This is a genomic window from Pseudomonas sp. MDT1-16, from assembly GCF_054898115.1.
This window is the reverse complement of the sequence record NZ_CM142717.1, coordinates 463,683-489,364: the sequence shown is the minus strand read 5'-3', so window position 1 is coordinate 489,364 and position 25,682 is coordinate 463,683. Positions and strand designations below refer to the sequence as shown.

The following is a 25,682-nucleotide window of genomic DNA, read 5'->3' as shown; positions in this document are numbered from 1 at the left end:
GGCCGGTGCCTTGCTGTACGGTCCCTTTCCAAATGGAGGAGGGACTTCGATGTTACCGATGACCTATTGTCTGCGCTATGTGCTGTTGCTCGGCGCTCTGTTGTTTTCACCCCCGACACTGGCCAGCAGTGTGCTGGAAAATTCGCTGTGGCGCGTCGAACTCGATCCCGCCACGCTGGCGATCCGCGTCATCCCCGCAAAAAATTCGCCAGTGCAAGCCTCGTCGGGCGTTACTGGGCATGAGGTCAGCGACCTCAAACAAAGCGCCAATCGCATGGACTGGCAGTGGGATGACGGCGCCTGGACGCTGAGTGCCGCCCTCGATCAGCGTGACCTGTCCCTGTCCATCACGGCCCGCGATCCCGGTGAGCTGATCTTTCTGAAACAGCCCGGCAGTGCCATGGGCAAAGGACTGATCTGGCCGCTGGCCGAGGGGCGTTACGTGCCAGCCGGTGATCCGCTGTGGCAAACCTTTCTGCTCGATCAGGGGGCGTTCAACACCACCCAAGACCTGAGTTTGCCGCTGTGGGGCGTTGATCACGGTGGTTTCACGCTGAACTGGCTGATGACCAATCCTTACAACAATCGCCTGACCTTCAGCGCCGAAAACAACAACACCCTTGCTCTGGCTGTCCATCATCAATTCACGTCCCTTGAGCCCAATGCACCGCTAACCTTCAAGCTGTCGTTGGGTGATGCCGATCTGTTGGCGGGTGCCAAGCGCTATCGGAAATGGTTGGTCGATAACGGGCAATACGAAACCTTGAGCGACAAACTGCTGAAAACACCCGAAGCCAAAAAGCTCCTGGGGGCCAGTCATGTTTATCTGTGGGGTAACGACCTGCTCGGACCAGACGATGTTCGAAGCTGGCCAGCCTTGCTGAAAGGGTTGCGCGGTAACGGCGTATTGGCCAGCGAGTTACGTAACAGTTTTGACGCTGAAAGCACGCAGTTACTGGCCCGGGCTGAGCCGCCGCTTGATCGTTACCAGCAAGTCACGTTGCTCCGCAGCCTCAATGCTGCGCTCAACAAGAAGGCACGCAGCGGCTGGCAATCTGTCGTCGAACCGGACATGCAAAAATTGGCTGACGGCTACGGCTTGTTACGTGGAGAGCTGGCAGTGGCGTTCTCCGATGCTCTGACAGCAATACCGGAACGCTGGGGCAACACCTTGTCACCAACGACTATCGAACAACTGAAAGCTGCCGGATTGTCGCGATTATGGTTAGGCCTTGGCGAGGGTTGGGAAGGTGGTCTCTGGCACCCTGAAGCGGTGCGTCAAGGCGTTGCAGCAGGCTACCTGGTGGCGCCTTATGATTCCTATCAGACGGCGTTGACCATCACTGAAAATCCGGACTGGACCACCGCGCATCTGGGCTCCAAAGCCAATCAGGAATGTGCAGTCGTGTTGGAAACCGGGACGTTAAAAAGCGGGTTTCAGCAATCGGGGCATTACACCGATCCGCGTTGTGTTCGGCCATTGCTTGAGGCGCGCATCAGGGCTGTACATAGCAAGGCCGGGTTCAATAGCTGGTTTCTAGATGCCTATGCCACCGGTATGCTGTTCGACAGCTACCGTGTGGGGGCGACCATGACTCAGGCGCAAAATGCCGAGGACAACATCGACGGCTCGCGCTGGGTCAACGAGACGTTGAAGCTACCGACCGGTTCCGAGGATGGCAACGCCACCACGGCCCAAGGCGTACTGTTTGCCCACGGGATGCAGACACCGGTGATCGGCTGGGGGGATCCCGATATGAGCAAGAATCCGAAGTCGCCCTATTACCTGGGCCGCTGGTTTCCCAATGAGCAGCCGCAGGTTTTCTTCAAAACCGTGCCGATCAAGGAACCCTACCGCACGGTTCACTTTGCTCCGCAAACGCGCTTGCCGCTTTATCAGGCAGTGTTCCATGGCTCGGTCATCACCACCCATCATTGGCTGTTCGACAGCCTTAAGTTGAGCAATGTGCGCGCCGAGAATGAGCTGACTCAATTGCTCTACAACGTGCCGCCGCTGTATCACCTGAGTGCGGCGACGTTGAAGCAGCGGTTACCGGTGATTGCTCGGCAGGATGTTTTCTTCCGCCCGCTGCATGAGCGTCTGGCGACTCAGGCGATGACAGACTTCCGTTGGCTGACCGAGGATCGTCAGGTACAGCAGACAACGTTCGCCGATGGCACCAGACTGGTGGCAAATTTTGATTTACGCGAACGTGAAGTTGATGGGCGACAGCTGGCCGATCAAAGTATCACCGCGTTTGACGCGAATGGGGGAGTGGCAACCTATCAAGTCGCTGCGCAACGTTAGAAAACCTTCGCGACCTTGTTCGCGATAGCGTCCTGACAGGCTACGCCGGCTTACGCCAAACACTCGCCAACCAAGGCTGCTGCTCTCGCGGCAGCCCCTCCGGCCGGTAGTAATGCTCCAATTCCACAAACCCCGCCGCCGTCAGCAATTGCTGCCACGCCTCAAGATCGTGATAAGCCGCATAACGCGACCCATTCCACCCCTCCTGATTCTCGCCACGCGGATTGGAACTGAACAACACTCCTCCCGGCTTCAAAGCCCCGCGCAACTGCTTCAACACCCGAGGCAACTCCTGACGCGGAATATGAAACAACACCGCATTGGCAAAAATCCCATCGAAGCGTTCAGCCGGTAGATCGAGTTTCAAGAAGTCCTGCTGCCAGACCTCGCAACCGCTGTCCTCGCGCGCCATTAGCGTGAACTTCTCTGAACCATCGAGGCCGACCGCCGTGTGGCCCATTCGGGTGAAGGTCTGCAGGTCGCGGCCGGGACCGCAGCCAAAGTCGAGAATGTCGAACGGAGCCTGGCCCTGAATATGCCGCAACAGAGCATCAATGTTCTGGCTGACATCATGATCGCGAGTCCCTTCGCGGAAACCTTCGGCCACCGAGTTGTAATGGCCCAGGGTGGTGGCAGTGATCTGCTCGAGGTCGGTGGGAGTCTGTTTCATGGTCGGCTGCGCAGGCAATTGGGGTTTGCCGAATATACGCCATGAGGCCGGGGACTTGCCTCCTCGTCACAATAAGCGTTCGCAACTTGCCTAGCGCTTATTCAATCCACGCGCCAACCGATCCCCGCCCAATTGAATCACCGCCACCAACACCACCAGCAACACAATCACCGTCAACATGATCTGGCTATCAAACCGCTGATACCCGTAGCGATAAGCGATGTCCCCCAACCCACCGGCACCAATCGCCCCGGCCATGGCCGACGAGTTGATCATCGTCACCAACGTAATCGTGAAACCGCCGACAATCCCCGGCAACGCCTCAGGCAGCAGCACATGCCAAACGATGTGTCGGCGCCGGCAACCCATCGCTTGCGCGGCTTCGATCAGCCCGTGATCGACCTCCCGCAAACTGACTTCGGCGATGCGCGCAAAGAACGGCGTGGCAGCAATCGTCAGCGGCACCACGGCGGCCCAGACACCGTACGTGGTGCCGACGATCAACCGTGTAAACGGAATCAACGCCACCATCAGAATCAGAAACGGAATCGAGCGAAACAGGTTCACGAACGCACCCAATGCGCGGTTCAGCGCCGTTGCTTCGTAGATCCCACCCTTGGAACTGGTGACCAGGATCACCGCCAGCGGAATGCCCGCCAGCAGCGCGATCAATGATGAAACGCCGACCATCAGGAAGGTGTCGATGAAGCCTTGCAGCAAGCGATCAAACCACATAACCCAGCACCTCCACCTGTTGCGCCCAGTTGCCGGCGCGTTGGCGCAGTTCCTCAGCACCGAGGGACGAACCGGTCACCGCCAACAGCAGTTGCCCGAGCGCATGGCCCTGAATCCGCTCCACACCACCTTGCAGCAAGCGCACGCGACCGCCGAGGGCACCGAACAGCGCCGCCAGATCTGGCTCGTCATGAGCCGCACCAGTGAATTGCAGTCGCAGTACCACCGCGTCATCCGAGGACTGCGGCTGCACACGCAAACGGCTTTGCAGTTCTTCTGGCAGGCCGTGTTGCAATGGCGCCAGCAAGGTTTTGCTGACCTCGTGCTGCGGGTTGCCAAAGACTTCCCAGACCGGCCCTTGTTCGACGATTCGCCCGTGCTCCAGCACGACGACCCGATCACAGATATCGCGAATCACTGCCATCTCGTGAGTGATCAGCACAATGGTCAGGCCCAGGCGCTGATTGATCTCGCGCAGCAGGCCGAGGATTGATTGCGTGGTTTGCGGGTCCAGCGCCGAAGTGGCTTCGTCGCACAGTAGTATCGCCGGGTCGTGCACCAGTGCCCGAGCGATGCCGACGCGCTGTTTCTGCCCACCGGAAAGCTGCGCCGGGTAGGCCTTGTGCTTCTCTTGCAGTCCTACCAGTTCGAGCAATTCGCGGACTTTGTGCTCGCGTTTGTCCTTCGGCACACCGGCGACTTTCAGTGGCAACTCGACGTTCTGCCAAACCGTCTTGGCTGACATCAGGTTGAAGTGCTGGAAGATCATGCCGATGCGCCGACGCAGCGCTACCAGGCGGTCTTCGTCGAATTCACGGATGTCGACCTGATCGATCAGCACACGGCCTGTGCTCGGTTGTTCCAGACGGTTGATGGTGCGGATCAGCGACGATTTGCCGGCGCCGCTGCGGCCGATGATGCCGAACACTTCGCCGCGCTGGATCGCCAGGTCGATGCCGTGCAGGGCGGCCACCGGACCTTGCTGGCCGTTGTAGGTTTTGCCCAGGCCGATGAAGCGCACGTGGGCGCGGTTGAGTTCTGGATGCAGTTCGGTGTGTTCAGCTTGCTGAGGCTCCGGAACATCCAGTCGCCGTTGGATCGCGGCTGTCATGTTCAGCTTTCCCAACCGGCTTGATAAAGCTTGCCGTGGGCTTTATCCAGCGCTGCACGAACGGCCGGCGAATGCTGGTAGATGTCGACGAATTTGATCAGGCGCGGGTCGGTTTTGCTTTTTGGCTGGATCACGAACTGGATCACGTATTCCTTGTGATCGAGGCCGTCGAACAGCAGGGCAGAGCTGGCATCAAAGGTCTTCGACAAGCGAATGTAGGCCGGGTAGCCCTGGACCAGATCGGCGTCGTCATAGGCGCGTACCAGTTGCACGGCTTCGACCTGAAGGATTTTGAGCTTCTTCGGATTGGCGATGATGTCTTCTTCGGTGGCGTTGTAGCCGACACCCGGTTTGAGCGTGATCAGCCCGGCCTTGGCCAACAGTTGCAAACCACGACCGCTGTTGATCGGGTCGTTGGCAATCGCCACGCTGGCGCCTTCTGGCAGTTCTTCGAAGCTTTTGTATTTCTTCGAGTAGAGGCCGACGTTGTTGATGATCCCCGGTGCGAACGGCACCAGGTCGAAACCGGCGGCGGCCTTGGCGTTTTCCAGGAACGGGATGTGCTGGAAGTAATTTACGTCGATGTCACCGGCGGCGAGGCTGACGTTGGGCGCGATCCAGTCGCTGAACTCCACGAGTTCGACTTTCAGGCCTTGTTTGTTGGCTTCTTCGACGGCGGCTTCCAAGGGAATGGCGAAGGCGGCGGTGGTACCGACTTTCAACGCTGCATCGGCAGCGAAGGTGACGGAGCTGAAAAGGCCGAGGGCCAGGGCCAGTGCTTTGACTGGGTGGGAGAGGTAGTTTTTGGTCATGATGAGTTTTCCAGTCAAGTTAAGGCGATCGTTCCCACGCTCTGCGTGGGAATGCCTCCCGGGACGCTCCGCGTTCCTGCGGCGGTGACGCAGAGCGTCACTGGCTGCATTCCCACGCGGAGCGTGGGAACGATCAGTTAAAGGGATTAGTGTCGGTAATTGGAGCCAGTGTGTTGCTCAGGCAGATGCGCCTCGCCGTGAAACAGCTTCTCCCGCAGGCTGCCGGTGTCGTAAGCGGTCTTGTACGACCCTCTGCGCTGCAATTCGGGAATCACCCGTTCAATGAAGTCCACGTAACTTTCCGGCGTGACAATCCGCGTCAGGTTGAAGCCATCCAGCCCGGTTTCTGCGATCCACGATTCCAGCTCATCGGCTACTTGCTCGGGCGAACCGACCACGGTGATGTAGCGTCCTCCGAGGGCGTGTTGCTCGAGTAATTTGCGGCGGGTCCAGTCGTTGTTTTGCAGGTTCCTGGTGGCGGACTGGATCGCGTTGCTCTTCACGTACTGGATCGGTTCGTCGATGGCGTATTCGGAGAAATCGATCCCGGCGGACGCCGAGAAATGCGCCACGCCGGCCTCGGCACTGGCGTAGCTCAAGTACTCGGCATGCTTGGCCCAGGCCGCCTCTTCAGTTTCGCCGACAATCACGTTCAGCCCCATGAACACCTTGATGTCCTCGGGGTTGCGCCCGGCCTCGACGGCACTGGCGCGAACCTTGTCCACTTGAACTTTGGTCGACGGTTTGTTCTGGCCGCTGATGAACACGCACTCGGCATGTCGCCCGGCGAACAGCAACCCGCGATCCGAACTGCCGGCCTGGAACAGCACCGGCGTGCGCTGCGGCGAGGGTTCGCAGAGGTGATAACCCTCGACCTGATAGAACTCGCCCTTGTGCTCGACCTTGTGCACTTTCTCAGGCTGCGCGTAGATCCGCTGCTGCGGATCGTTAAGCACCGCGCCGTTTTCCCAACTGCCTTCCCAGAGTTTGTAGAGCACTTGCAGGTATTCATCGGCCTGATCGTAACGACGGTCGTGTTCCACCTGTTCGCTCAAGCCCATGGCCTTGGCGGCGCTGTCGAGGTAGCCGGTGACGATGTTCCAGCCGACCCGGCCGCGACTCAGGTGATCGAGCGTGGACAGGCGTCGGGCGAACAGATACGGCGGTTCGTAAGTCAGGTTGGCAGTGAGTCCGAAGCCGAGGTTTTTGGTGACCGCAGCCATCGCCGAAACCAGCAGCAGCGGATCATTGACCGGCAGTTGAATTGACTCTTTGAGCGGCACATCCACTGAGTTTTGGTAGACGTCGTAAACCCCGACGATGTCGGCGATGAACAGACCATCAAACAGTCCACGCTCCAGCAGTTGCGCCAGTTCGGTCCAGTATTCGATCGTTTTGTACTGAGTGGAGTTGTCCCGTGGGTGCGTCCACAGACCATGGTTGATGTGCCCGATGCAGTTCATGTTGAACGCGTTGAGCAGAATCTTCTTTTTGGGGTCGGCCATCAGATAGTCCCTCGCAACGGAGGGTTTTCATCGTTGAGGTAGTAATTGCCGACCGCGTGATACTTCCAGCGCACCGGGTCGTGCAGCGTGTGCACCCGAGCGTTGCGCCAGTGGCGATCCAGGCCGTGTTCGATCAGGGTTGCCTGGCTGCCGGCCAATTCGAACAGCGTGCTGCCAGCGGCGAGGGAAATCTCGGTGCTGATAGCGCGGGCTTCGGCGACGGCAATTGAAGCAGCGGCGACGGTCTCGGCGTTGGTGTCGGCCTGCGCTTTGTCGAGGAATTCGCCGGAGCGTTCCAGCAAGGCTTCGGCGGCGTGCAGACGAATGCTCAAGTGGCCGAAGCTCTTGATGGTCAGCGGGTCCTCGGTGGCGTTGTCGTTGCCGGAATCGATCCACGGCCGAGTCTTGGTGCGCACGAAATGCAGCGCATCTTCATAGGCAGCCCGGGCGATGCCGGTGTCGATGGCGGCGTGAAGAATCTGCGCCAACGGGCCGACGGTGGTCGGGCGCTCGAACGCACTTTGAAACGGAATCACGTCTTCGGCGGCGACGTAGACATCTTCAAACACCACCGAACCGCTGCCGGTGGTGCGCTGGCCGAAGCCGCTCCAGTCGTCGATCACCGTCAAGCCTTTGCTGTTGCGCGGCACGAACGCCAATTGCTGCACGCCGTTTTCATCCACTACCGAGGTCGGAATGCGCTGGGCGTAAATCGCCCCGGTGGCGTAGAACTTGCGGCCGTTGATGCGATAGCCGCTGCTGTCACGGGTCAGGCTGGTGACGCGGTCATGGGCGGTTTTAGTGCCCAGTTCCGCGAGGGCATTGCCGAAACGTTGGCCGGCCAGTACCTCGGCGTATAGGCGCTTTTTCTGTTCGGCGCTGCCGTTCACGCGGAGCACTTCGAGTGCATAGAAATGGTTCTGCGGGATTTGTCCGAGAGAGCCGTCAGCCTGGGCAATCAGCGCGATCACTTTGGCCAGGGTGACGTTGGAAACCCCGGCGCCGCCGTATTCTTTTGGCACGCTGATGCCCCAAAGTCCCGAGCGGGAAAACACTTCCAGTTCCGGGTGCGGCAAACGGCGTTCGCGGTCGCGCAGGGCGCTGTCGCGTTTGAAGTCTTCGGCCAGGTCACTGGCGACAATCAGGGCTTGCTCATCGCTGGTTATGACCGCGACGTGGTGAGAAAGAGTCATGTGTTTCTCCAGAGATCTGGTCGTTAAATCCAGGAGTGGCGAGCGGGTAGCGTGCCATTGAGGTGGTAAGTCCCGACCGCGTGATATTTCCAGCGCACCGGGTCGTGCAGCGTGTGCACGCGGGCGTTGCGCCAGTGGCGGTCGAGGTTGAATTCGGCGAGGGTGGCGCGGCTGCCGGCCAGTTCGAAAAGCTTTTCGCTGGCCAGCAGCGAGATCTCGGTGGTCAGCACTTTGGCTTCGGCCACGGCAATCGAGGCGCGGGCGGCAGACTCGGCGGTGAGCGGCGCGGCGCTGACCTGATCGAGCACTTGCCCGGCCTTGCGCAGCAGCGCTTCGGCGGCGTGCAATTCGATCTTCAGTTTGCCGATGTCGGCAATCACATAGAGATCGTCGCTGGCCCGTTCGACCTTGGCGTCGATCCACGGTCGTGCACGGGTTTTCACGAATTCGATGGCGTCGTCGATGGCGCCTCGGGCGATGCCGGCGTCAATGGCTGCTTGTATCAACTGCGACACGGCGCCCTGAGTGTTCGGGCTGTCATTGATCTTCCAGTTTTCCACCACCAGCTCGGCGTCGACCTGCACGTTATTGAGCAAAAGGGTGCCGCTGGCGGTGGTGCGTTGGCCGAAGCCCGACCAGTCATCAACGATGCGCAGGCCCGGTGTACCGCGGCGGACGAAGGCCAGCACTTGCGTGCCGTCGTCGTTCAGCGCCTTGACGGCAACCCAGTGGGCGAACAGCGCGCCGGTGGAATAAAACTTCTGCCCGTTGAGGACGAAGCCGTCACCGTCAGCGGTGATTCGTGCCTTGAGTTCAAGGGTGTTTTTGGTGCCGCGCTCAGGTCCTGCGTTACCGATCCGCCAGCCGTCGAGCACGCTTTTGAACAGCTGTTTTTTTTGCGATTCGGTGGCGCTGCCGAGCACCAGATTGAGAATGCCGAACTGGTTCTGCGGGATCTGTCCCAAGGCCGGGTCGGCCGCGGAAATGATCGCGAATACTTCGGCAAGGGTGACGAACGAAACCTGTGGGCCACCGTACTCACGCGGGATCGCAATGCTGCCCAGGCCGCTGCGGGTGAACTGTTCGATTTCCGACCACGGCAGTTTGCGCTGCTGGTCGCGTTTGGCTGCTTGCAGGCGGGCGACTTGCGCCAATTCATGGGCCGCCTTGAGGGCTTGTGCGTCGTTGCGCAAGACCTTCGCGGGCAACAACAGGGGGGCGATGTCCAGATCACTCTGGATAGTTGCTTCTGCCAGACTGGACATCAGTGCCGCTCCTTGGCTGCACGCAATGCCCTGGCGATCTGCACTGGGGTGATTGTGTTCCGGACCATACCTACCTCACATCTCATGGAAGCGCCGCGAGGGTTGCGGCGAACGAAAACAAGAATGTCCGGTGGTCCGGTGCATATACCCTAAGCGCGCATAAAAAATAAATAAACTAACTTTTAGGAATATGCATAGAAGGTACGTCTCACACCCGATGGATGAGTTGGCACGCGCCCTAGCAGCTGGCGAAGCCTGCGTTCGGCTGCGCAGCAGTCGTAAATCCTGAATCCGCGATTAACCTGAATGACCGCGGCGACTGGTTTCACGACTGCTGCGCAGCCGAACGCAGGCTTCGCCAGCGGCTACAGGGATCTCAGAATTTGCGGGGTTCGGCAGCCATTAACATTTCCTTCGGCCGAGCCTTCAAGTAGGGATTGGCGCAACCAATCTTCAGCCTGCGTGGCGGTGCCCAGCGGGAGTTGTTACCCACCCGGTCGAGGATGCAGTAAGTCACTTCCAGCCGCAGGTCTTCGCCGGCTTCGAGAATGATCGCCGCAGGCACCCAGACCTGTATCGGCTGGCCGACATCGCCTGCCTTGAGTCGTGGCAGATCCATGCGCACATCGCCCCAGCGCAGGGTGATTTCGTCGTCGGCGGCCATGTTCAGGTAAGGCTCGATGGTCAGCGGAACCCCGCGCTTGATCTGGTTCGGATTGACCCCCTGACGGCGAATGGTCTCGGGAATGTTCACGGGCTCCAGACTCTGGTTTTCATCGCCGCACAGCGCAGACGGTTGGCCACCGGGGCAGTCGAGTTTGATCTGCACCCGTCTGGCGACTGACAGGGTTGGCCCTTGCCCGATCTGCATGATCCGGTAGTGAACGCGCGAGGTGCCATTGGCGATGAAGCTCTCGGGGACACGCAGTTGGACCGGTTGGCCGACATCGTTGGCCGTAAGCACTCTGGAGGCCACGTAGCAGTTATCCCAGAACAGTTCGATAAGGTCGCCTTCGTCCATGCCGGGGTAGGGCGCCACGTCGATCAGCAGGTGAGCCGCCGAGGTGATGTTGATGCAGGTCTTGTGAGATTGCGCCAGGGTCGGGGCCGCAAGTTCGGGTTTGTTCGAAGTGTTTGTCATGGGTTTCTCCTTGAAGCCTGCAGCGAAGTCCGTTTCTGAAAGTTCGAAAGGCGTGAATTGCCGAGCAACAAACTGTTCACTATTTTCAAATTGAATAATGAATGAGTGCGAGATTCGACGCCTGTTGAAGACTAGATAAGAGTGCGCTTGAGTAGGTGTCAATAGAGCTGGTTAGTTAAGTTTGGAATCTAGAGTTATTCAGAAAAGTCCTACGCATTGAAGTTAATAAGCTGCACCGCTCTGTCGAACTTTACCCAGATTTTATGGGCTTTGAGCGCGTTGTTGGCGGCGAGATCAGTTCGGTTGGGAGGCTGGATTTGACGGATTATAGGCGAGGTTAATCTGTTGCTGGACATATATATGTACCGCGCGCAGCGTTGAGTAAATATCTATTATTCGGGAGGGCCGAGAGATTTTATTAGCGGAGTAGTTGTCACTTCCATCCATGGAAGTTAATAAGGGTGAGCTGATGTTTCAGTGGTGAGCGTTATTCAAGAACTTGCTGAGGAACTGTTTAGTCCGCTCTTCTTTCGGATTGGCGAACAGCGCCTTGGCTTCGCCTTGCTCGACGATCACACCCTTGTCGAAAAACACCACGCGGTTCGCCACGTCCCGGGCAAAGCCCATTTCGTGGGTGACGATGACCATGGTGCGTTTCTCCTCGGCCAGGCTGCGGATGGTCGCCAGCACTTCACCGACCAGCTCTGGGTCGAGCGCTGAGGTCGGTTCATCAAACAGGATGACTTCCGGTTCCATCGCCAGTGCACGGGCAATCGCCACACGCTGTTGCTGACCACCGGAAAGGCGTCGTGGGTAAGCGTCTTCCTTGCCCGCCAGGCCAACCCTGGCCAAGAGCTTTTTACCCAAGGCAACGGCTTCGGCATGTGGGATTTTTTTCACCACGATCGGGCCTTCGATGACGTTTTCCAGGGCCGTGCGATGAGGAAACAGGTTGAAGTTCTGGAACACGAAACCTACGTGCTGGCGTAACCGTCGTACCAGACCTTGCTGCTGGTTCAGCGGACGACTGCCATCGATCTCGATGTCACCGACCTTGATCCGGCCGCTGGTGGGCTCTTCCAGAAAATTCAGGCAACGCAGGAACGTGGTCTTGCCCGAGCCACTAGGCCCGATGATTGCCACCACCTCGCCTTCCTTCACCTGCAGATCGATGCCGTTGAGCACCACTTGACCCTTGAACTGCTTTGTCAGTTTTTCCACGACAATCATTGGGTCAGGACTCCTGGTCGTGCCGATTGACCCGCGCTTCCAACTGATTCTGGAAGTGCGACAGCACCGTTGCCAGAATCCAGTAGATCACCGCGGCGGCAAGATACATGGTGAAAATTTCGAAGGTGCGAGCGGTGATCAGCTGCGCCTGACGGAACAGCTCCGGCACCTGAATGGTGGCTGCCAGCGCGGTGTCCTTGACCAGCGAAATGAAGCTGTTGCCCAGCGGCGGCAACGCCGTGCGCATCGCTTGCGGCAGGATGGCCCGGCGCAGGGTCTGCGCGCGAGTCATGCCGATACTCGCAGCAGCTTCCCACTGGCCGCGTTCAATCGAACTGATCGCGGAACGGAGGATTTCACAGGCATAAGCGGCCATGTTCAGCGAGAGGCCGATCAGGGCTGCCGGTATCGGATCCAGTTCGAGACCCAATTGCGGCAAGCCGAAATAGATCATGAACAGTTGCACCAGCAACGGCGTGCCGCGAAAGAACGACACGTAGATGCGGGCCAGCCAGCTCACCAGTTTGAGGCGCGACAGGCGCATCAACGCCAGGCCGAAGCCCAACAGCAAGCCGAAGAACATGCCGCCCAGGCTGAGGATGACCGTAAAGTACACGCCCTTCAGCAGGAAGGGCACGGACTCCAATACGAGTTGGAAAGCCGCTTCCATTATTTAGTGACGTCAGCGCTGAAGTATTTTTCCGAAAGCTTGGTCAGCGTACCGTCGGCACGCAGCTTGTCGATCGCCTTGTTCACGGCAGCCAGCAGCTCTGGCTCGCCTTTGCGCAGGGCAATACCGGCTTCCTGACGGGAGAACGCTTCGCCGGCGGCGGTAGTGTCCTTGGCCTTCTTGGCGTATTCCAGCGCGGCGAGACGGTCGATCAGAATGGCGTCAATGCGGCCGACGCGCAGGTCCTGGAACTTGGTCGGGTCATCTTCGTAGGTGCGGATGTCAGCGCCCGGCACATTGGCTTTCACCCACTGCTCGTAGTTGGTGCCCAGGCCCACACCGACTTTCTTGCCAGCCAGATCGGCGGCGGTCTTGATGCTGTCTTTGTTCTTGGTCAGAACCAGCGCCTGAATCCCGGAAACGGTGTACGGCTCGGAGAAGTCATACTTCTTCTTGCGCTCGTCCGAGATGGTCACCTGGTTGATCACCGCGTCCAGACGCTTGGATTCCAGCGCTGCGAGGATGCCGTCCCATTTGGTCGGTTGCAGTTTGACCTTCACGCCCAGCTCTTTGGCCAGGGCTTCGGAGAACTCGACTTCGAAGCCAGCCAGCTTGCCGTCGGCGTCGACGAAACTGAACGGTGGGTAAGTGCCTTCCAGGCCGACGTTGATCACGCCAGCGTCTTTGATTTTTTGCAGCTGCTCACCGGCAATTGCTTGCCCCAACAGACCGGCGCTCAGCGCCAGGCCCAGCGAACCAACCAGCAGATTTCGACGTAGTGCGGAAAAATTCATGACAAGCCCCTGTGTTTTCTTATGGAAGACGCTTTAGGAAAGTTGGCAAATTCGGGATTTGAACGACAGCGATATCCTGCCCTAAAGCAGCGTATGCGTCTCGCTGCAAATTCGCCTGCGGCGTGACTATATGACGAGGCTTTTAGATAAGAAAATAATGAATAATCAGTTTGTTATTCTTTTATTGCATATGCGTTCAAGATCGTTCCCACGCGTGGGAACGATCGCTTATAAAAAGTCTTTGTAAGCAAACAACGCCGGTGCCCCACCGGTGTGCAAGAAGATGATCGGGCCGTCATTGAAGCGCTGGCGGCCGATGCCATCGAGCAAACCCGCCATGGCCTTGCCGGTATAGACCGGATCGAGCAACAGCCCTTCCTGACTCGCTACCAGCTTCACCGCCGACAGTGTCCCGGCATTCGGCTCGCCATAGCGCGGGCCGAAATACTCGTCCCACAACTCGACCTTGAAACTTTCTGGCAGGCTCATACCCAGCAGCTCGGCAGTACGTTCGGCGAGGTCTTGGACTTTCGGGCGCTGATCTTCATCGCTGCGGGAAACCGTGACACCAATCACTGGCAAATCCGGCAGTACTTCGCTCAACGCCAGTGCCAGACCGCTGTGGGTCCCGGCACTGCCCGAGGCCAGGACCACGGCGGCGAATGCCAGCCCGGTGTCCTTGATCTGCTCGGCCAGCTCCAGCCCGGCGCGCACATAACCTAACGCGCCCAATGCATTCGAGCCACCAATCGGCACCCGATACGGCTTCTTGCCGTTGTTGCGTAGACGGTCGGCCAAGGCTTGCAGTTGGTCGTCAGCGTTGTCGAGGTTCTCCACCAACTCGACCTTGGCATCGAACAGGTCCAGCAACAGTCGATTGCCGTTGCCGACATAGTTAGCGTCGTCGGTACCCAAGGGGTTTTCCAGCAGCGCTATGCAGCCCAGGCCGAGCTTGGCCGCAATGGCGGCAGTCTGGCGCACGTGGTTGGACTGAAGCGCACCCGCGGTGATCAAGGTGTCGGCACCTTGTGCCAGCGCATCGGCCGCCAGGTATTCGAGTTTGCGCAGCTTGTTGCCGCCCATGGCCAGCGGCGTCAGGTCATCACGTTTGACGTACACATCGCGGCCCAGCCAGGTCGACAAGCGTTCGAGTTTTTCCAGGGCGGTAGGATGACCGAGCAGGTCGAGACGGTTAAAGCGGGCAAGCTGTTGTTTGATCATGGGGTCCGTACTGGCGGAGGGAGATGACAGGACTATAGGCACGCCAATTTAGCGGGGCAACCGGCATTCGACTTATACCCAAAAGTGCTGAGCACAGCACAATCGGTTCTTAATTCGCCTTCCAGGCCATGCCGTAGAGTAATTGCCAATAACGCGGCCAGGCAGTCCGGCCGCCCGTGAGGAGTTTTTACCGTGAGCGAGCGTTCCAGTCATTGGCAACTGCAGACCATCGTCAGTCAACTGCGCACGGCGCGTGACCAGTGGCGCGCACAAAATGGCCGAGCCAGCACCGAACAGGGCGGTCGCGAGTTGCCTTCCCGAGCGGCCATGGCAGAGATTCTCGAAGCCCTCTGTGGCGCGTTGTTCCCAATGCGCCTGGGACCGGTGGATTTGCGCGAGGAGAGTGAAGACTTCTACGTCGGCCATACGCTGGACGTTGCGTTGAACGCGTTGCTGGCTCAGGCGCGACTCGAATTGCGCTACGCCGCTCGCCACAGTGACCAGGCCGACACCGAAGTCGAGGCCAAAACGATTCAGATCATTCAGGACTTCGCCCTCGCATTACCGGGGCTGCGCAGTCTGCTCGACACCGATGTGCTGGCGGCCTATCACGGCGATCCGGCGGCTCGCAGTGTCGATGAAGTGTTGCTGTGCTATCCGGGGATTCTGGCGGTGATTCACCATCGCCTGGCCCATCATTTGTACCGCGCCGGATTGCCGTTGCTGGCACGGATCAGCGCGGAAATCGCCCACTCGGCCACCGGCATCGACATTCACCCTGGCGCGCAGATTGGTCGCAGCTTCTTCATCGATCACGGGACGGGCGTGGTGATCGGCGAGACAGCAATTATTGGTGAGCGTGTGCGGATTTATCAGGCCGTGACCTTGGGCGCCAAACGCTTCCCGGCGGATGAGGACGGCCAATTGCAGAAGGGCCATCCACGGCATCCAATTGTTGAGGATGATGTGGTGATCTATGCCGGGGCGACGATTCTGGGCCGAATCACCATCGGCAAGGGTTCGACCATTGGCGGTAATGTCTGGATGACCCGCAGCGTGCCGGCGGGGAGCAACCTGACTCAGGCGAATCTGCAGCATGATGATGGGACGCAGAAGTAAGCCCAGAAATTTCTGCTGACTGTTCTGCCCTCATCGTCGGAGCGCCGCCCGGAGCGAGCATGCTCGCGATTGATTTCAAGCCGAACCGGGATAATGGCATTTAGTTAATTTCCCACTGAACGAATCCTCCAAATCCCACCTCATACCCTTCCTTGAGCTAGCGTACAAAACATGCCGCCGAGCCTTGCGATTAGTCCTTAGCGCCCTATCCATGTTTAACTTGAACGCTCATTCAAGTTAAACCGCCGGTTTGCTGCCCGCTCACAACAGGAGGCTTGCCCTTGCCGAGTCCGTTATTGATTGCCCTGCTTTACCCCCTTGAGGTGCACTGTTCATGAGTGCACCGTCCACCCCTCCAAGCGGCCAGGTCCGCATGAATCCGCCGGTGTTCTACTTTGCCGCGGGTTTCATTTTGTTGTTCGGCATTGTGGTTATTGCCTTGCCTGAACAGGCCGGTGCCTGGCTGCTGGAAGCGCAAAACTGGGCGGCCAACACGGTCGGCTGGTACTACATGCTCGCGATGACCCTGTATCTGGTCTTCGTGGTGGTCACCGCCTTGTCTGGCTACGGCAAGATCAAGCTCGGTGCCGACCACGACGAACCCGAATTCAGTTACCTGTCCTGGGCCGGCATGCTGTTCGCCGCCGGGATCAGCATCACGCTGTTTTTCTTTTGCGTGTCCGAACCGCTGACCCATTTGTCGCAACCACCGCAAGGCGAGGCAGGCACGGCGGATGCGGCGCGTCAGGCGATGCAGATTCTGTTTCTGCACTGGGGCCTGCATGGCTGGGGTGTGTTCGCCTTCGTCGGCATGGCACTGGCCTACTTCGCTTATCGACATAACCTGCCACTGGCCCTGCGTTCGGCGCTCTATCCGCTGATTGGCAAGCGCATCAACGGCCCCATCGGTTACGCGGTGGATGGCTTCGGCATCATCGCCACGGTGTTCGGCCTCGGTGCCGACATGGGTTTTGGCGTGTTGCACCTCAACTCGGGTCTGGACTACCTGTTCGGCATCGCTCACACGCAGTGGATTCAGGTCGGCCTGATCACGCTGATGATGGGCGCGGCGATCATCGTTGCAGTGTCTGGCGTCGATAAAGGCGTGCGGGTGATGTCCGACATCAACATGCTGCTGGCCTGCGCGCTACTGCTGTTCGTGCTGTTCGCCGGCCCCACTCAGCACCTGCTCAACACGCTGATCCAGAACATCGGCGACTACCTCGGCGCGTTGCCGATGAAGAGTTTCGACCTGTACGCCTACGACAAACCCAGCGACTGGCTGGGCGGTTGGACGGTGTTCTACTGGGCCTGGTGGATTGCATGGTCGCCGTTCGTGGGCCTGTTCATTGCACGGATCTCCCGTGGCCGAACCATCCGCGAATTCGTCTTCGGCGTGCTGTTGATTCCGCTCGGTTTCACCCTGGCGTGGATGTCGATCTTCGGCAACAGCGCCATCGATCAAGTCCTCAACCACGGCATGAGCGCCCTCGGCATGTCGGCCATCGACAACCCGTCGATGACCCTTTACCTGCTGCTGGAAACCTATCCGTGGAGCAAAACGGTCATCGCAGTGACGGTGTTCATCAGCTTCGTATTCTTCGTCACTTCGGCCGACTCTGGCACGGTGGTGTTGTCGACGCTGTCCGCCAAGGGCGGCAACCCGGATGAAGACGGGCCGAAATGGCTGCGAGTGTTCTGGGGCGCGATGACGGCGCTGGTGACCAGTGCGTTGCTGTTCTCCGGCAGCATCGATGCGCTGAAGTCAGCGGTGGTGCTGACTTCGTTGCCGTTCTCCATGATTTTGCTGCTGATGATGTGGGGGCTGCACAAAGCGTTCTATCTGGAGTCGCAGAAGCAGATCGCGCAGATGCATTCCCTGGCACCGGTATCCGGATCGAGACGTGGCGGCTGGCGTCAACGCTTGACTCAGGCCGTGCATTTCCCATCTCGCGATGAGGTTTACCGCTTCCTCGATACGACGGTGCGCCCGGCGATTGAAGACGTCTCGGCGGTGTTCGTCGAGAAGGGTTTGAACGTGGTCACTCAGCCGGACCCGGCCAACGACAACGTCAGCCTGGAAATCGGTCACGGCGAGGAGCATCCGTTTATCTATCAGGCGCAGATGCGCGGCTACTTCACGCCGTCCTTCGCCCGTGGCGGCATGGGCTCCAAGGAACTCAACAACCGTCGTTACTACCGCGCCGAAGTGCATTTGAGCGAGGGCAGTCAGGACTACGATCTGGTGGGTTACACCAAGGAGCAGATCATCAACGACATCCTCGATCAGTACGAACGGCACATGCAGTTTCTGCATTTGGTGCGTTGATCGAGAACCGGTGCCGCCGGGCCCTTTTCAGGTCTCGGCGCTCAACACCATGAACAGCACCATCGCCGCCACCGGCACGCCGAATACGGCGCTGCCGACTACCAGCTCCGTGCTAAAGGGCTGGCCAGCACTGACCATGCCGACTGCACCGTTGATTAACGTCAGCGCGAACCACAGCACGACAAAGCTGTAGGTCAGGGTCTGGCGGCTGAAACCGATTTCCTCGCCGATGAACAGCATCAGCGCCAGCAGGATCAGGCCGAAGGTGATGATAATCGTAGTGTGCATGGTGTGTTCCGCCCTTCAATTGTGTGTTGCCTGATCGTTCCCACGCTCTGCGTGGGAATGCCTCAAGGGACGCTCCGCGTCCAGTGACGCGGAGCGTCACGGGCTGCATTCCCACGCAGAGCGTGGGAACGATCAAGATTGCGGTGTCAGTGTGGGCCTAGTTAAACCAGCCCGCCATTAACCCGCAAAATCTGCCCGTTGACCCAGGTCGCTTCCGAGCTGACCAAGGACACGACGCGGGAGATGTCTTCTGGCTGAGCCAGACGTTCCAGCGGCGGCATCTTGGCGCCTGCGCAAATACGGCGAACCGAAAAGTCTCGATCATCTATGAAACGTTTCAGCATTCTCTCGAGTCAGAGGTTTATCGGCGTTTGTCTGGGCGTATGCTGGGCAACTTGCGAAGCAGTCGATACCAACTTCAAGACAGACAAGAGAGGATTCGATGACCTACACCGCTGCCGAAAACCGCTATGACTCCATCCCTTACCGCCGCGTGGGGCGCAGCGGGCTGGTGCTGCCGGCACTGTCTTTGGGCCTGTGGCACAACTTCGGCGACAGCACGCCGATCGACACCCAGCGTTCATTGCTGCGTACCGCGTTTGATCTCGGCATCAACCATTTCGACCTGGCCAACAACTACGGCCCGCCGTATGGCAGCGCCGAGATCAATTTCGGACGTTTGCTGCGCGAAGACTTCAAGCAGCATCGCGACGAGCTGATTATCTCGAGCAAGGCCGGTTGGGACATGTGGGCCGGTCCTTATGGTCAGGGCGGCGGTTCGCGCAAATACGTGCTGGCCAGCCTTGATCAGAGCCTGCAACGCCTGGGTCTCGACTACGTGGACATCTTCTACTCCCATCGCTTCGACCCGGACACGCCGCTGGAAGAAACCGCCAGCGCACTGGCCACCGCCGTGCAACAGGGCAAGGCGCTGTACATCGGCATCTCGTCCTACTCGGGGGTTAAAACCCGTGAAATGGCCGCGTTGCTGAAAGAGTGGAAAGTCCCGTTGCTGATCCACCAACCGGCTTACAACCTGCTCAATCGATGGGTGGAAAAGGACCTGCTGGATACGACGGACGAACTCGGTACGGGCGTGATTGCGTTCACGCCGCTGGCTCAGGGTTTGTTGACTGACAAGTACCTCAACGGTGTGCCGGCGGATGCGCGGGTCAATCGTCCGGGCGGTGGTTCGTTGCAGGCGGCGCACCTGTCCGAAGCCAACATCGCTCATGTGCGTGCGCTGAATGAGATCGCCAAGCGTCGCGGTCAGAGTCTGGCGCAGCTGGCATTGGCGTGGACGTTGCGCGATCCGCGGGTGACTTCGGCGCTGATCGGTGCGAGCCGGCCCGAGCAGATTGTCGAGAACGTCGGGGCGTTGAAGAATTTGAGCTTTAGCGCGGAGGAATTGGCGGAGATTGACCGGTTTGCTCAGGAGGGTGAGATTAATCTTTGGGAGAAGCCTTCGACGGCGGAGTAAATCTATTCGAAGGACGAGGACCGAATCACGGATAAGCCCTCCTCACATGAAGTGGCTTGTCCGTGATTATTTTTAAGTGGCGCTTACGATGTCGTTATTTTTTGCTTGGGAAACCGAGTATTTCAGCGGTTTCGCTGAAAAACGTATCCCTTGCAGATCTCTTTCTTAGCTGCATATCGATCACTTGTGACTGGTCTGGGAGAGTGAAATAACCCTTATCCAAACTACATAGGGTTTCTAGAATGGGAAGCGGCAGCCCCAGCAACTGTCTGACTTGGGATCGGGAAAGTACCTTGTTTTCCACGAGCATCTTCACACCTCGCGCGATCAACAGCGGCCGTTCAAAATCGAAGTCGGCGTCCATAGGCTCGCCCTTGACCCAGCCTCTGGCGGACCTTGCTTTCCACAGCCTTGTCGTCGTGGTGTCATTAATGATTTCAAGATCTAGACATCGACGAACCATCGCCGCAACAGAAACCTTCCAGCGCGGCTTAAGTGCCAACAAGGTATCCAAAGTCGGCCAGCGAATCTCCCTTAGAAAACTTTCCGCTGGCATCAAAAATGCGCTGGCAAATCGGTGAGCCTGTGATTCAAGCAGCGTGTAATTCGATTCGTATTGTTCGTTGGAAATATGTCGATGGAGAACTATATGTCCCAGTTCATGGGCCGCATCGAATCGGTTTCTTATTCCGTTAGCCTTATCTGCAACGAGAAGTACATAAGGGCGCTGATCCAACTCGTACCAGTTTGATACGCCATCCATTTTGAGGTGCCCAAGCGTGGTTCGAGCACAGATGATGCCAGCGTTTTCCAACACCTGAACCACATTGGGTATCGGAGCAACCCCTAGTCCCCACGCTTGACGGCATTCACTCGCCATTCTCTCGATCTCTTGATCAGAAATCAGCTGGCAATTTCTTTCTTCCAGGTGAGGAACGTTAACAGTGACGAACTCAAGACTTTCCTGAAGTTTGTAGGAGATGTCTTGAAGCCACTCCAGACGGACTTCCGCTATTTCTCTCGCGTTGGTGGTAGCACTCACCTGAGAGCGGAAGAAGAATGGAGTGGTTTCACTCGTTACGATTTGCTCCTCTAACAGCCAGTTTTCACTGACGCCAAAAACCTCGCATAACCGTTGGAAGGCATCGGCCTCAGGTACCTGAAGCCCGTTCTCCCATTTAGAGATGTTTCCCGAGGCACGCCCCACCATTTCGGCCAAAGCTGTTTGGGTGATACCAAACGTGAGCCGTAACTGCTTGAGGCGCTCAGACTGAAAGCCCGCGACTCCAGTTCTCATGGTTCACCTCTTGGAATTTTGCTCGTCATCAGTGTTGTCTTCAATTTCTTCAGCGCGGCGCATCTTATCCCGCAATTTCACCAATTCAATCGGTTTCTGATCAACAGCTTCATTATCAGAGTAGCTCTGAAGAAGGTCTTCGAACGTGCAATTCATATGGAAGCCTTTGCCGTTGAAATAAGGCACGGCCATCATGATCGCCCGCGGCTCTGATTGATCCTCTGAGCGTGATGGTGGTGCATGGACTACGACTAGCGCATGAATCAATTGATCGGTGACTGTCTGCGTCAACCCATCAATCCAGTCCATCTGTGTGGATGCTAAAGATTCGTTCAGCGTTTTCAGTTCGCTTCGGTGTTTCGCCGTGCGAATTTCTTTTTGCCAGGGCAGGACGACAGATGTGATGCGCAAATTTCCCAGCTCCAATAGGACGTAATTGTGTCCTTTTGGGTCGGTTGTTTTGATGATTGGATTCCAGCGTTTCATTCCCGCTAAGGCGTCTTGAACGAGCGAATGCCGTAAATGGCCACGCAGATCTCCAGGAGGGGTATGAATCAGGAGTTCTTCTGTCTCCTTCAATGCCTTTTGAAAGGTTTGAGGAATAAGAATCCCTAGTTCATCAAAAAACTCTCTATCGACTTGCGCGCGAATGAAGCCTTGGATTTCTTCTTTTGTGATCATGCTGTCACCACTCACTATTCGGTAAGCGGATTTTTACGCCATTTTTATTCGTTATGGAAGCGACTAGCTGTTTTTTTATCCAGTTGAAGCTAAGCAAATCCCTCTGTGGTGCTTAAAACGGCACATCCCCCAGCACCGTCGCCCGCTGCATCACCCGCCGCGCCGGCCGGTAATCATCCACGGCGTAATGCTGTGTCACGCGGTTATCCCAGAACGCCACGTCGTCCTTCTGCCAACGCCAGCGGATCGTAAACTCCGGCCGTGTCGCGTGGGCAAACAACAACTTCAGAATCACTTCGCTTTCGGTCTCCGACAGCTCATTGATCTTCGACGTGAAGCCTTCATTGACGAACAATGAGCGGCGCCCGCTCACGGGGTGCGTGCGGATCACCGGGTGTGACAGCGGCGGATTCTTGCGGCGCGCTTCTTCCCACTGGGCCAACGCTTCAGGCGTGTTGCCATAACGCTCCAGCGGAAACGAGCGGGTAAAGTCGTGGGTAGCCGTCAGCCCCTCGAGCAAGGTTTTCATCGGCGCGGACAACGCTTCATACGCCGCGATGCCGCTGGCCCACAGTGTGTCGCCACCGAACTCCGGCAGCAGCTTGGCGCTGAGTACCGCGCCCATGGCCGGAGTCGGCAGGAAGGTCACGTCGGTGTGCCAGATGGCGTTGTCGCGTACGTCGGTGACGGCGGTGTCGAGGATCAGCACTTCGGGCTGTTCCGGCACATTCGGGTAGATCGGGTGAATATGCAGGTCGCCGAAATGGGCGGCGAATCGCGCTTGTTGCTGTGGCTCGATTGGCTGGTCGCGGAAGAACAGCACCTGATGCTTGAGCAACGCCTGCTCGATGGCGTCGCGCTGTTCCAGGTTCAGCGGCTGGCTGATGTCGACTCCGCTGATTTGCGCGCCGAGGGCCGAGCTGAGGGGGACGATTGTCAGGTGGCTCATGGTGGTTCTCTTCAATCCGGGGTGCCGAGCTGTCGACATGGTCAATGACAAGTCTTTAGTGAGCCTGGCCATGCCACGGCACCAGTTTGCGTTGCAGGGCGCGCAAGCCCATTTCCATGGCGAAGGCGATCAGCGCGATCACCAGAATCCCCAGCACCACCACATCGGTGACCAGGAACTGCGCGGCCGACTGCACCATGAAGCCCAGCCCGCTGGTGGCGGCGATCAATTCGGCGGCGACCAGCGTCGACCAACCCACACCCAGGCCAATGCGCACACCGGTCAAGATGTCCGGCAAGGCGCTGGGCAGAATCACATGGCGAATCAACTGCGCCCGGGTTGCGCCCAAAGACTGCGCAGCGCGCAATTTCACCGGGTCAACGGTACGCACACCGGTGGCGGTGGCAATGGCAATCGGGGCGAAGATCGCGAGGTAGATCAGCAAGACTTTCGACAGCTCACCGATGCCGCACCAAATCACGATCAGCGGCAGATAAGCCAAGGGCGGGATAGGCCGGTAAAACTCGATCAGCGGATCGAGAATGCCGCAAGCGATACGGTTGTAGCCGATGGCGATGCCGACCGGCACGGCAGTCAGCACCGCGAAACCCAGGCCCAAACCGATTCGGCTGAGACTCGCGCCCAAGTGCTGCCACAAGGTCGAATCCATGTAGCCGGCGGTCACCAGCAGCCAGCCTTTTTGCAGCACGGCAGACGGGGGAGGCAGGAACAGCGGTTCGATCATTCCCGTGGCGGTGACGGCCCACCAAATGACCACGAGCGCGACCAGCGTCAGCAGGCTGATCCACCGAGTGCTGAGGCTGCGACGTACTGGAATGACCACCGATTGGCCGTTGGTGTTTACCGTCGCGGCCGGAATTTCAAAACTGCTCATGCGCGCTCCTGCCGCTGGGCGGTGCTGCGTTGAGAGAACACTTTGGCGAGCACGTGTTCGCGGGTTTCGATAAATCGCGGGTCGGCCTTGATCGAGCGTGCCGACTCACCAGCGGCGTAACGCTGACCGAAGTCCAGGCTCAGGCGCTCGACGATTTGCCCAGGGTTTGGCGCCAACAGAATCAGGTCAGTGGCGAGGAACACCGCTTCTTCAATGTCGTGGGTAATCAGAAACACCGGCTTGGCGGTGCGCTGCCAGACTTGCAGCAGCAGCTCCTGCATTTGTTCACGGGTGAAAGCATCGAGGGCGCCGAAGGGTTCGTCCATCAGCAAAACCCGAGGGTCGGCTGCCAGGGCGCGGGCCAGACCGACACGTTGTTTCTGGCCGCCCGAGAGTTGCCAGATTCGGCGACTTTCGAAACCGGAAAGGTCCACCAGGGCGAGCATTTCCCGCGCGCGGATTTCGCGTTTGTCCCGGGAAATGCCGGCCAGTTCCAGACCGAAACCGACATTGGCCAACACGTCCTGCCAGGGCAGCAGCGCGTCGTCCTGGAACACCACGCCACGTTCGGCGCTCGGGCCTTTGACCGACACGCCATCGAGGGTGATCCGCCCGGCGCTAGGTTCGACGAAACCGGCAATCAGGTTCAACAGCGAGGTCTTGCCACTGCCGGAAGGGCCGAGAGCGACCAGCAATTGCTGGGGTCCAAGACTCAGGGAAATATCCGTCAGTACCGGTTCGGCGGCACCGGGGTACTGTGCGCTGATGCGCTCCAGCTGTAGCAAAGCCATCGCAGTTAACTCCCGATCAGTTGGTGATGTACTTGGCGCTGACGTAGGGGGCGTAATCCGGCAGCACGGCCTCGACCTTGCCCTGTTCCTTGAGAAACGCGGCGGTGTCGGTAATGGCCTTGGTGGTCGGCGCGCCGAGGGTGATCACCTGATCAGCCGCCAGCGGGAAGACGTTGCCTTGCAACAGCAATGGAATGTCGCTGGCCTTGGCGCCGGACAGCTTCACCAGTTTGTCGACGTTGGATTGATTGGCGAGCCAGGTTTTCGGGTCTTTGCGGTAATCGGCGTAGGCGTCGAGGGTGACTTTAGCGAACGCGGTGACGATTTCCGGGTGCTTCTCGGCGAAGTCTTTGCGCACGATCCACGCATCGAAGGTCGGCGCACCGAATTTGGCCAGTTCGCCGGAGGTGATCAGCACTTTGCCGTTTTCCTTGGCCACACCGAGCGCTGGGTCCCAGACGTAAGTGGCGTCGATGTCACCGCGTTTCCAGGCGGCGACGATTGCGGGCGGAGCGAGGTTGAGGACGGTGACTTTCGACGGATCGATGTTCCAGTGCTTTAGCGCGGCTAGCAGGCTGTAGTGGCCGGTGGAAACGAACGGCACGGCGATTTTCTTGCCGACCAGGTCCTGCGGAGTTTTGATCCCGGAACCGTCGCGAGCGACCAAGGCTTCAGCGGCGCCGATCTGGGTGGCGATGAGAAAGGTTTCTACCGGGACTTTGCGGGTGATTGCAGCCGTCAGAGGGCTGGAACCGAGGTAGCCGATCTGCACGTCGCCGGAAGCTATGGCGGCGATGATGTCGGCACCGTTATCGAATTTGCGCCAGTGGATTTTGGCGTTGGTGGCTTTTTCGTACGCGCCGTCGGCCTGGGCGACTTTCGCCGGGTCAACGGTGGTCTGGTAGGCGACGGTGACGTCAGCCGCCTGGGCAAAGAAACTCACCGCAGCCAGAGACGCGGCCGCCAGCAGGCGAAGGGGGAAAGTCAGTTTCATTGAGAAGCTCCTTGTCAGACGACCGAGAGTCGGCGTGAAAGGAGACTAAATGATCTAAGAAACAGAAAATAAATAACTTTTTCGAATGAGCTTATGAACGGAAAATTCTAAGGGATACCGTAGTGCGACCTTCGCGGGCAAGCCTCGCTCCTACAGAATTGCTGTGACCACACAATTTGCGATGCGATCCATAACCTTGTAGGA

23 protein-coding genes and 1 pseudogene are annotated in these 25,682 nt (G+C 58.4%); 4 read left to right on the top strand and 20 right to left on the bottom strand.

Annotated elements, in window-relative coordinates:
* Positions 1 to 49: 49 nt before the first annotated feature.
* Positions 50 to 2,308, top strand: coding sequence for a glycoside hydrolase (locus ACYZT3_RS02200; RefSeq protein WP_462031408.1), 2,259 nt, complete (start codon positions 50 to 52; stop codon positions 2,306 to 2,308).
* Positions 2,309 to 2,348: 40 nt separating this feature from the next.
* On the opposite strand, the gene ACYZT3_RS02195 is transcribed toward ACYZT3_RS02200, so the two are convergent.
* From ACYZT3_RS02195 to ACYZT3_RS02140, 12 genes are all read right to left on the bottom strand, one after another.
* Positions 2,349 to 2,978: a class I SAM-dependent methyltransferase gene (locus ACYZT3_RS02195; protein WP_462031407.1), complete on the bottom strand. Its 630-nt coding sequence runs from the start codon at positions 2,976 to 2,978 to the stop codon at positions 2,349 to 2,351.
* 90 nt (positions 2,979 to 3,068) lie between these two features.
* On the bottom strand, positions 3,069 to 3,713 hold the full coding sequence (locus ACYZT3_RS02190; RefSeq protein WP_282377397.1) for a methionine ABC transporter permease: 645 nt from the start codon (positions 3,711 to 3,713) through the stop codon (positions 3,069 to 3,071).
* Positions 3,703 to 4,824, bottom strand: coding sequence for a methionine ABC transporter ATP-binding protein (locus ACYZT3_RS02185; protein ID WP_282377398.1), 1,122 nt, complete (start codon positions 4,822 to 4,824; stop codon positions 3,703 to 3,705). Before ACYZT3_RS02185 ends, ACYZT3_RS02190 begins: the two co-directional genes overlap by 11 nt.
* A gap of 2 nt (positions 4,825 to 4,826) precedes the next feature.
* The gene (locus ACYZT3_RS02180) at positions 4,827 to 5,636 is read right to left on the bottom strand and encodes a MetQ/NlpA family ABC transporter substrate-binding protein (protein ID WP_462031406.1); all 810 of its coding nucleotides are present in this window, start codon (positions 5,634 to 5,636) and stop codon (positions 4,827 to 4,829) included.
* 146 nt (positions 5,637 to 5,782) lie between these two features.
* Positions 5,783 to 7,141: an LLM class flavin-dependent oxidoreductase gene (locus tag ACYZT3_RS02175; protein WP_462031405.1), complete on the bottom strand. Its 1,359-nt coding sequence runs from the start codon at positions 7,139 to 7,141 to the stop codon at positions 5,783 to 5,785.
* Positions 7,141 to 8,334 (bottom strand): SfnB family sulfur acquisition oxidoreductase, encoded by a 1,194-nt coding sequence (locus ACYZT3_RS02170; protein WP_282377401.1) that lies wholly within the window; start codon positions 8,332 to 8,334, stop codon positions 7,141 to 7,143. Before ACYZT3_RS02170 ends, ACYZT3_RS02175 begins: the two co-directional genes overlap by 1 nt.
* 23 nt (positions 8,335 to 8,357) lie before the next feature.
* Positions 8,358 to 9,599, bottom strand: coding sequence for an SfnB family sulfur acquisition oxidoreductase (locus ACYZT3_RS02165; RefSeq protein ID WP_462031404.1), 1,242 nt, complete (start codon positions 9,597 to 9,599; stop codon positions 8,358 to 8,360).
* Between the two features lie 376 nt (positions 9,600 to 9,975).
* Entirely contained in the window at positions 9,976 to 10,740 is a 765-nt protein-coding gene (locus tag ACYZT3_RS02160; protein ID WP_462031403.1) for a hypothetical protein, read from the bottom strand.
* Positions 10,741 to 11,214: 474 nt separating this feature from the next.
* Positions 11,215 to 11,970, bottom strand: a complete 756-nt coding sequence (gene tcyN / locus ACYZT3_RS02155) for an L-cystine ABC transporter ATP-binding protein TcyN (protein WP_282377404.1) — start codon at positions 11,968 to 11,970, stop codon at positions 11,215 to 11,217.
* Between the two features lie 4 nt (positions 11,971 to 11,974).
* Positions 11,975 to 12,640 carry a cystine ABC transporter permease gene (gene tcyL, locus ACYZT3_RS02150; protein WP_282377405.1) on the bottom strand — a complete coding sequence of 222 codons (666 nt, stop codon included), beginning with the start codon at positions 12,638 to 12,640 and terminating at the stop codon, positions 11,975 to 11,977.
* Positions 12,640 to 13,434, bottom strand: coding sequence for a cystine ABC transporter substrate-binding protein (gene tcyJ / locus ACYZT3_RS02145; RefSeq protein WP_282377406.1), 795 nt, complete (start codon positions 13,432 to 13,434; stop codon positions 12,640 to 12,642). Before tcyJ ends, tcyL begins: the two co-directional genes overlap by 1 nt.
* Before the next feature lie 228 nt (positions 13,435 to 13,662).
* Entirely contained in the window at positions 13,663 to 14,655 is a 993-nt protein-coding gene (locus tag ACYZT3_RS02140) for a D-cysteine desulfhydrase (protein ID WP_462031402.1), read from the bottom strand.
* 192 nt (positions 14,656 to 14,847) lie between these two features.
* Between ACYZT3_RS02140 and epsC the strand changes: the two genes are divergently transcribed.
* Positions 14,848 to 15,774, top strand: coding sequence for a serine O-acetyltransferase EpsC (gene epsC / locus ACYZT3_RS02135; RefSeq protein ID WP_282377408.1), 927 nt, complete (start codon positions 14,848 to 14,850; stop codon positions 15,772 to 15,774).
* A 373-nt stretch (positions 15,775 to 16,147) separates the two neighbouring features.
* Positions 16,148 to 18,103 carry a choline transporter BetT gene (betT, locus tag ACYZT3_RS02130; RefSeq protein ID WP_461970935.1) on the top strand — a complete coding sequence of 652 codons (1,956 nt, stop codon included), beginning with the start codon at positions 16,148 to 16,150 and terminating at the stop codon, positions 18,101 to 18,103.
* A gap of 27 nt (positions 18,104 to 18,130) precedes the next feature.
* Here the strand turns inward: betT and ACYZT3_RS02125 are convergent, their stop codons facing one another.
* Both ACYZT3_RS02125 and ACYZT3_RS02120 read right to left on the bottom strand, forming a co-directional pair.
* The gene (locus ACYZT3_RS02125) at positions 18,131 to 18,391 is read right to left on the bottom strand and encodes a hypothetical protein (RefSeq protein WP_282377409.1); all 261 of its coding nucleotides are present in this window, start codon (positions 18,389 to 18,391) and stop codon (positions 18,131 to 18,133) included.
* Between the two features lie 161 nt (positions 18,392 to 18,552).
* Positions 18,553 to 18,678 (bottom strand): annotated as a pseudogene (locus ACYZT3_RS02120) (3-ketoacyl-ACP reductase); the annotation flags it as partial.
* Positions 18,679 to 18,833: 155 nt separating this feature from the next.
* Between ACYZT3_RS02120 and mgrA the strand changes: the two are divergent.
* Complete coding sequence (mgrA, locus tag ACYZT3_RS02115; protein ID WP_462031401.1) at positions 18,834 to 19,871, top strand: L-glyceraldehyde 3-phosphate reductase; 1,038 nt, start codon at positions 18,834 to 18,836, stop codon at positions 19,869 to 19,871.
* A 94-nt stretch (positions 19,872 to 19,965) separates the two neighbouring features.
* Here the strand turns inward: mgrA and ACYZT3_RS02110 are convergent, their stop codons facing one another.
* The 6 genes from ACYZT3_RS02110 to tauA all read right to left on the bottom strand — a co-directional run bounded on the left by ACYZT3_RS02110 (position 19,966) and on the right by tauA (position 25,478).
* Complete coding sequence (locus ACYZT3_RS02110) at positions 19,966 to 21,168, bottom strand: helix-turn-helix domain-containing protein (RefSeq protein ID WP_462031400.1); 1,203 nt, start codon at positions 21,166 to 21,168, stop codon at positions 19,966 to 19,968.
* 3 nt (positions 21,169 to 21,171) lie between these two features.
* Positions 21,172 to 21,849, bottom strand: a complete 678-nt coding sequence (locus ACYZT3_RS02105; RefSeq protein WP_282377412.1) for a hypothetical protein — start codon at positions 21,847 to 21,849, stop codon at positions 21,172 to 21,174.
* Positions 21,850 to 21,961: 112 nt separating this feature from the next.
* The gene (tauD, locus tag ACYZT3_RS02100; RefSeq protein ID WP_282377413.1) at positions 21,962 to 22,798 is read right to left on the bottom strand and encodes a taurine dioxygenase; all 837 of its coding nucleotides are present in this window, start codon (positions 22,796 to 22,798) and stop codon (positions 21,962 to 21,964) included.
* Between the two features lie 55 nt (positions 22,799 to 22,853).
* Positions 22,854 to 23,693: a taurine ABC transporter permease TauC gene (gene tauC / locus ACYZT3_RS02095; protein ID WP_462031399.1), complete on the bottom strand. Its 840-nt coding sequence runs from the start codon at positions 23,691 to 23,693 to the stop codon at positions 22,854 to 22,856.
* On the bottom strand, positions 23,690 to 24,484 hold the full coding sequence (gene tauB / locus ACYZT3_RS02090; RefSeq protein WP_462031398.1) for a taurine ABC transporter ATP-binding subunit: 795 nt from the start codon (positions 24,482 to 24,484) through the stop codon (positions 23,690 to 23,692). Before tauB ends, tauC begins: the two co-directional genes overlap by 4 nt.
* Positions 24,485 to 24,500: 16 nt before the next feature.
* Entirely contained in the window at positions 24,501 to 25,478 is a 978-nt protein-coding gene (tauA, locus tag ACYZT3_RS02085) for a taurine ABC transporter substrate-binding protein (RefSeq protein WP_282377416.1), read from the bottom strand.
* Between the last annotated feature and the right edge of the window lie 204 nt (positions 25,479 to 25,682).

What these genes read in the sequence shown, in the direction of transcription:
- betT (WP_461970935.1), top strand. Translation starts at nt 16,148, where the DNA reads ATGAATCCGCCGGTGTTCTACTTTGCCGCGGGTTTCATTTTGTTGTTC.
- ACYZT3_RS02180 (WP_462031406.1), bottom strand. Translation starts at nt 5,636, where the DNA reads ATGACCAAAAACTACCTCTCCCACCCAGTCAAAGCACTGGCCCTGGCC.
- tcyL (WP_282377405.1), bottom strand. Translation starts at nt 12,640, where the DNA reads ATGGAAGCGGCTTTCCAACTCGTATTGGAGTCCGTGCCCTTCCTGCTG.
- ACYZT3_RS02175 (WP_462031405.1), bottom strand. Translation starts at nt 7,141, where the DNA reads ATGGCCGACCCCAAAAAGAAGATTCTGCTCAACGCGTTCAACATGAAC.
- ACYZT3_RS02110 (WP_462031400.1), bottom strand. Translation starts at nt 21,168, where the DNA reads ATGAGAACTGGAGTCGCGGGCTTTCAGTCTGAGCGCCTCAAGCAGTTA.
- ACYZT3_RS02195 (WP_462031407.1), bottom strand. Translation starts at nt 2,978, where the DNA reads ATGAAACAGACTCCCACCGACCTCGAGCAGATCACTGCCACCACCCTG.
- tauA (WP_282377416.1), bottom strand. Translation starts at nt 25,478, where the DNA reads ATGAAACTGACTTTCCCCCTTCGCCTGCTGGCGGCCGCGTCTCTGGCT.
- ACYZT3_RS02170 (WP_282377401.1), bottom strand. Translation starts at nt 8,334, where the DNA reads ATGACTCTTTCTCACCACGTCGCGGTCATAACCAGCGATGAGCAAGCC.
- ACYZT3_RS02185 (WP_282377398.1), bottom strand. Translation starts at nt 4,824, where the DNA reads ATGACAGCCGCGATCCAACGGCGACTGGATGTTCCGGAGCCTCAGCAA.
- ACYZT3_RS02200 (WP_462031408.1), top strand. Translation starts at nt 50, where the DNA reads ATGTTACCGATGACCTATTGTCTGCGCTATGTGCTGTTGCTCGGCGCT.
- ACYZT3_RS02190 (WP_282377397.1), bottom strand. Translation starts at nt 3,713, where the DNA reads ATGTGGTTTGATCGCTTGCTGCAAGGCTTCATCGACACCTTCCTGATG.
- tauC (WP_462031399.1), bottom strand. Translation starts at nt 23,693, where the DNA reads ATGAGCAGTTTTGAAATTCCGGCCGCGACGGTAAACACCAACGGCCAA.
- ACYZT3_RS02105 (WP_282377412.1), bottom strand. Translation starts at nt 21,849, where the DNA reads ATGATCACAAAAGAAGAAATCCAAGGCTTCATTCGCGCGCAAGTCGAT.
- tauD (WP_282377413.1), bottom strand. Translation starts at nt 22,798, where the DNA reads ATGAGCCACCTGACAATCGTCCCCCTCAGCTCGGCCCTCGGCGCGCAA.
- ACYZT3_RS02165 (WP_462031404.1), bottom strand. Translation starts at nt 9,599, where the DNA reads ATGTCCAGTCTGGCAGAAGCAACTATCCAGAGTGATCTGGACATCGCC.
- mgrA (WP_462031401.1), top strand. Translation starts at nt 18,834, where the DNA reads ATGACCTACACCGCTGCCGAAAACCGCTATGACTCCATCCCTTACCGC.
- ACYZT3_RS02140 (WP_462031402.1), bottom strand. Translation starts at nt 14,655, where the DNA reads ATGATCAAACAACAGCTTGCCCGCTTTAACCGTCTCGACCTGCTCGGT.
- tcyN (WP_282377404.1), bottom strand. Translation starts at nt 11,970, where the DNA reads ATGATTGTCGTGGAAAAACTGACAAAGCAGTTCAAGGGTCAAGTGGTG.
- ACYZT3_RS02125 (WP_282377409.1), bottom strand. Translation starts at nt 18,391, where the DNA reads ATGCACACTACGATTATCATCACCTTCGGCCTGATCCTGCTGGCGCTG.
- ACYZT3_RS02160 (WP_462031403.1), bottom strand. Translation starts at nt 10,740, where the DNA reads ATGACAAACACTTCGAACAAACCCGAACTTGCGGCCCCGACCCTGGCG.
- tauB (WP_462031398.1), bottom strand. Translation starts at nt 24,484, where the DNA reads ATGGCTTTGCTACAGCTGGAGCGCATCAGCGCACAGTACCCCGGTGCC.
- tcyJ (WP_282377406.1), bottom strand. Translation starts at nt 13,434, where the DNA reads ATGAATTTTTCCGCACTACGTCGAAATCTGCTGGTTGGTTCGCTGGGC.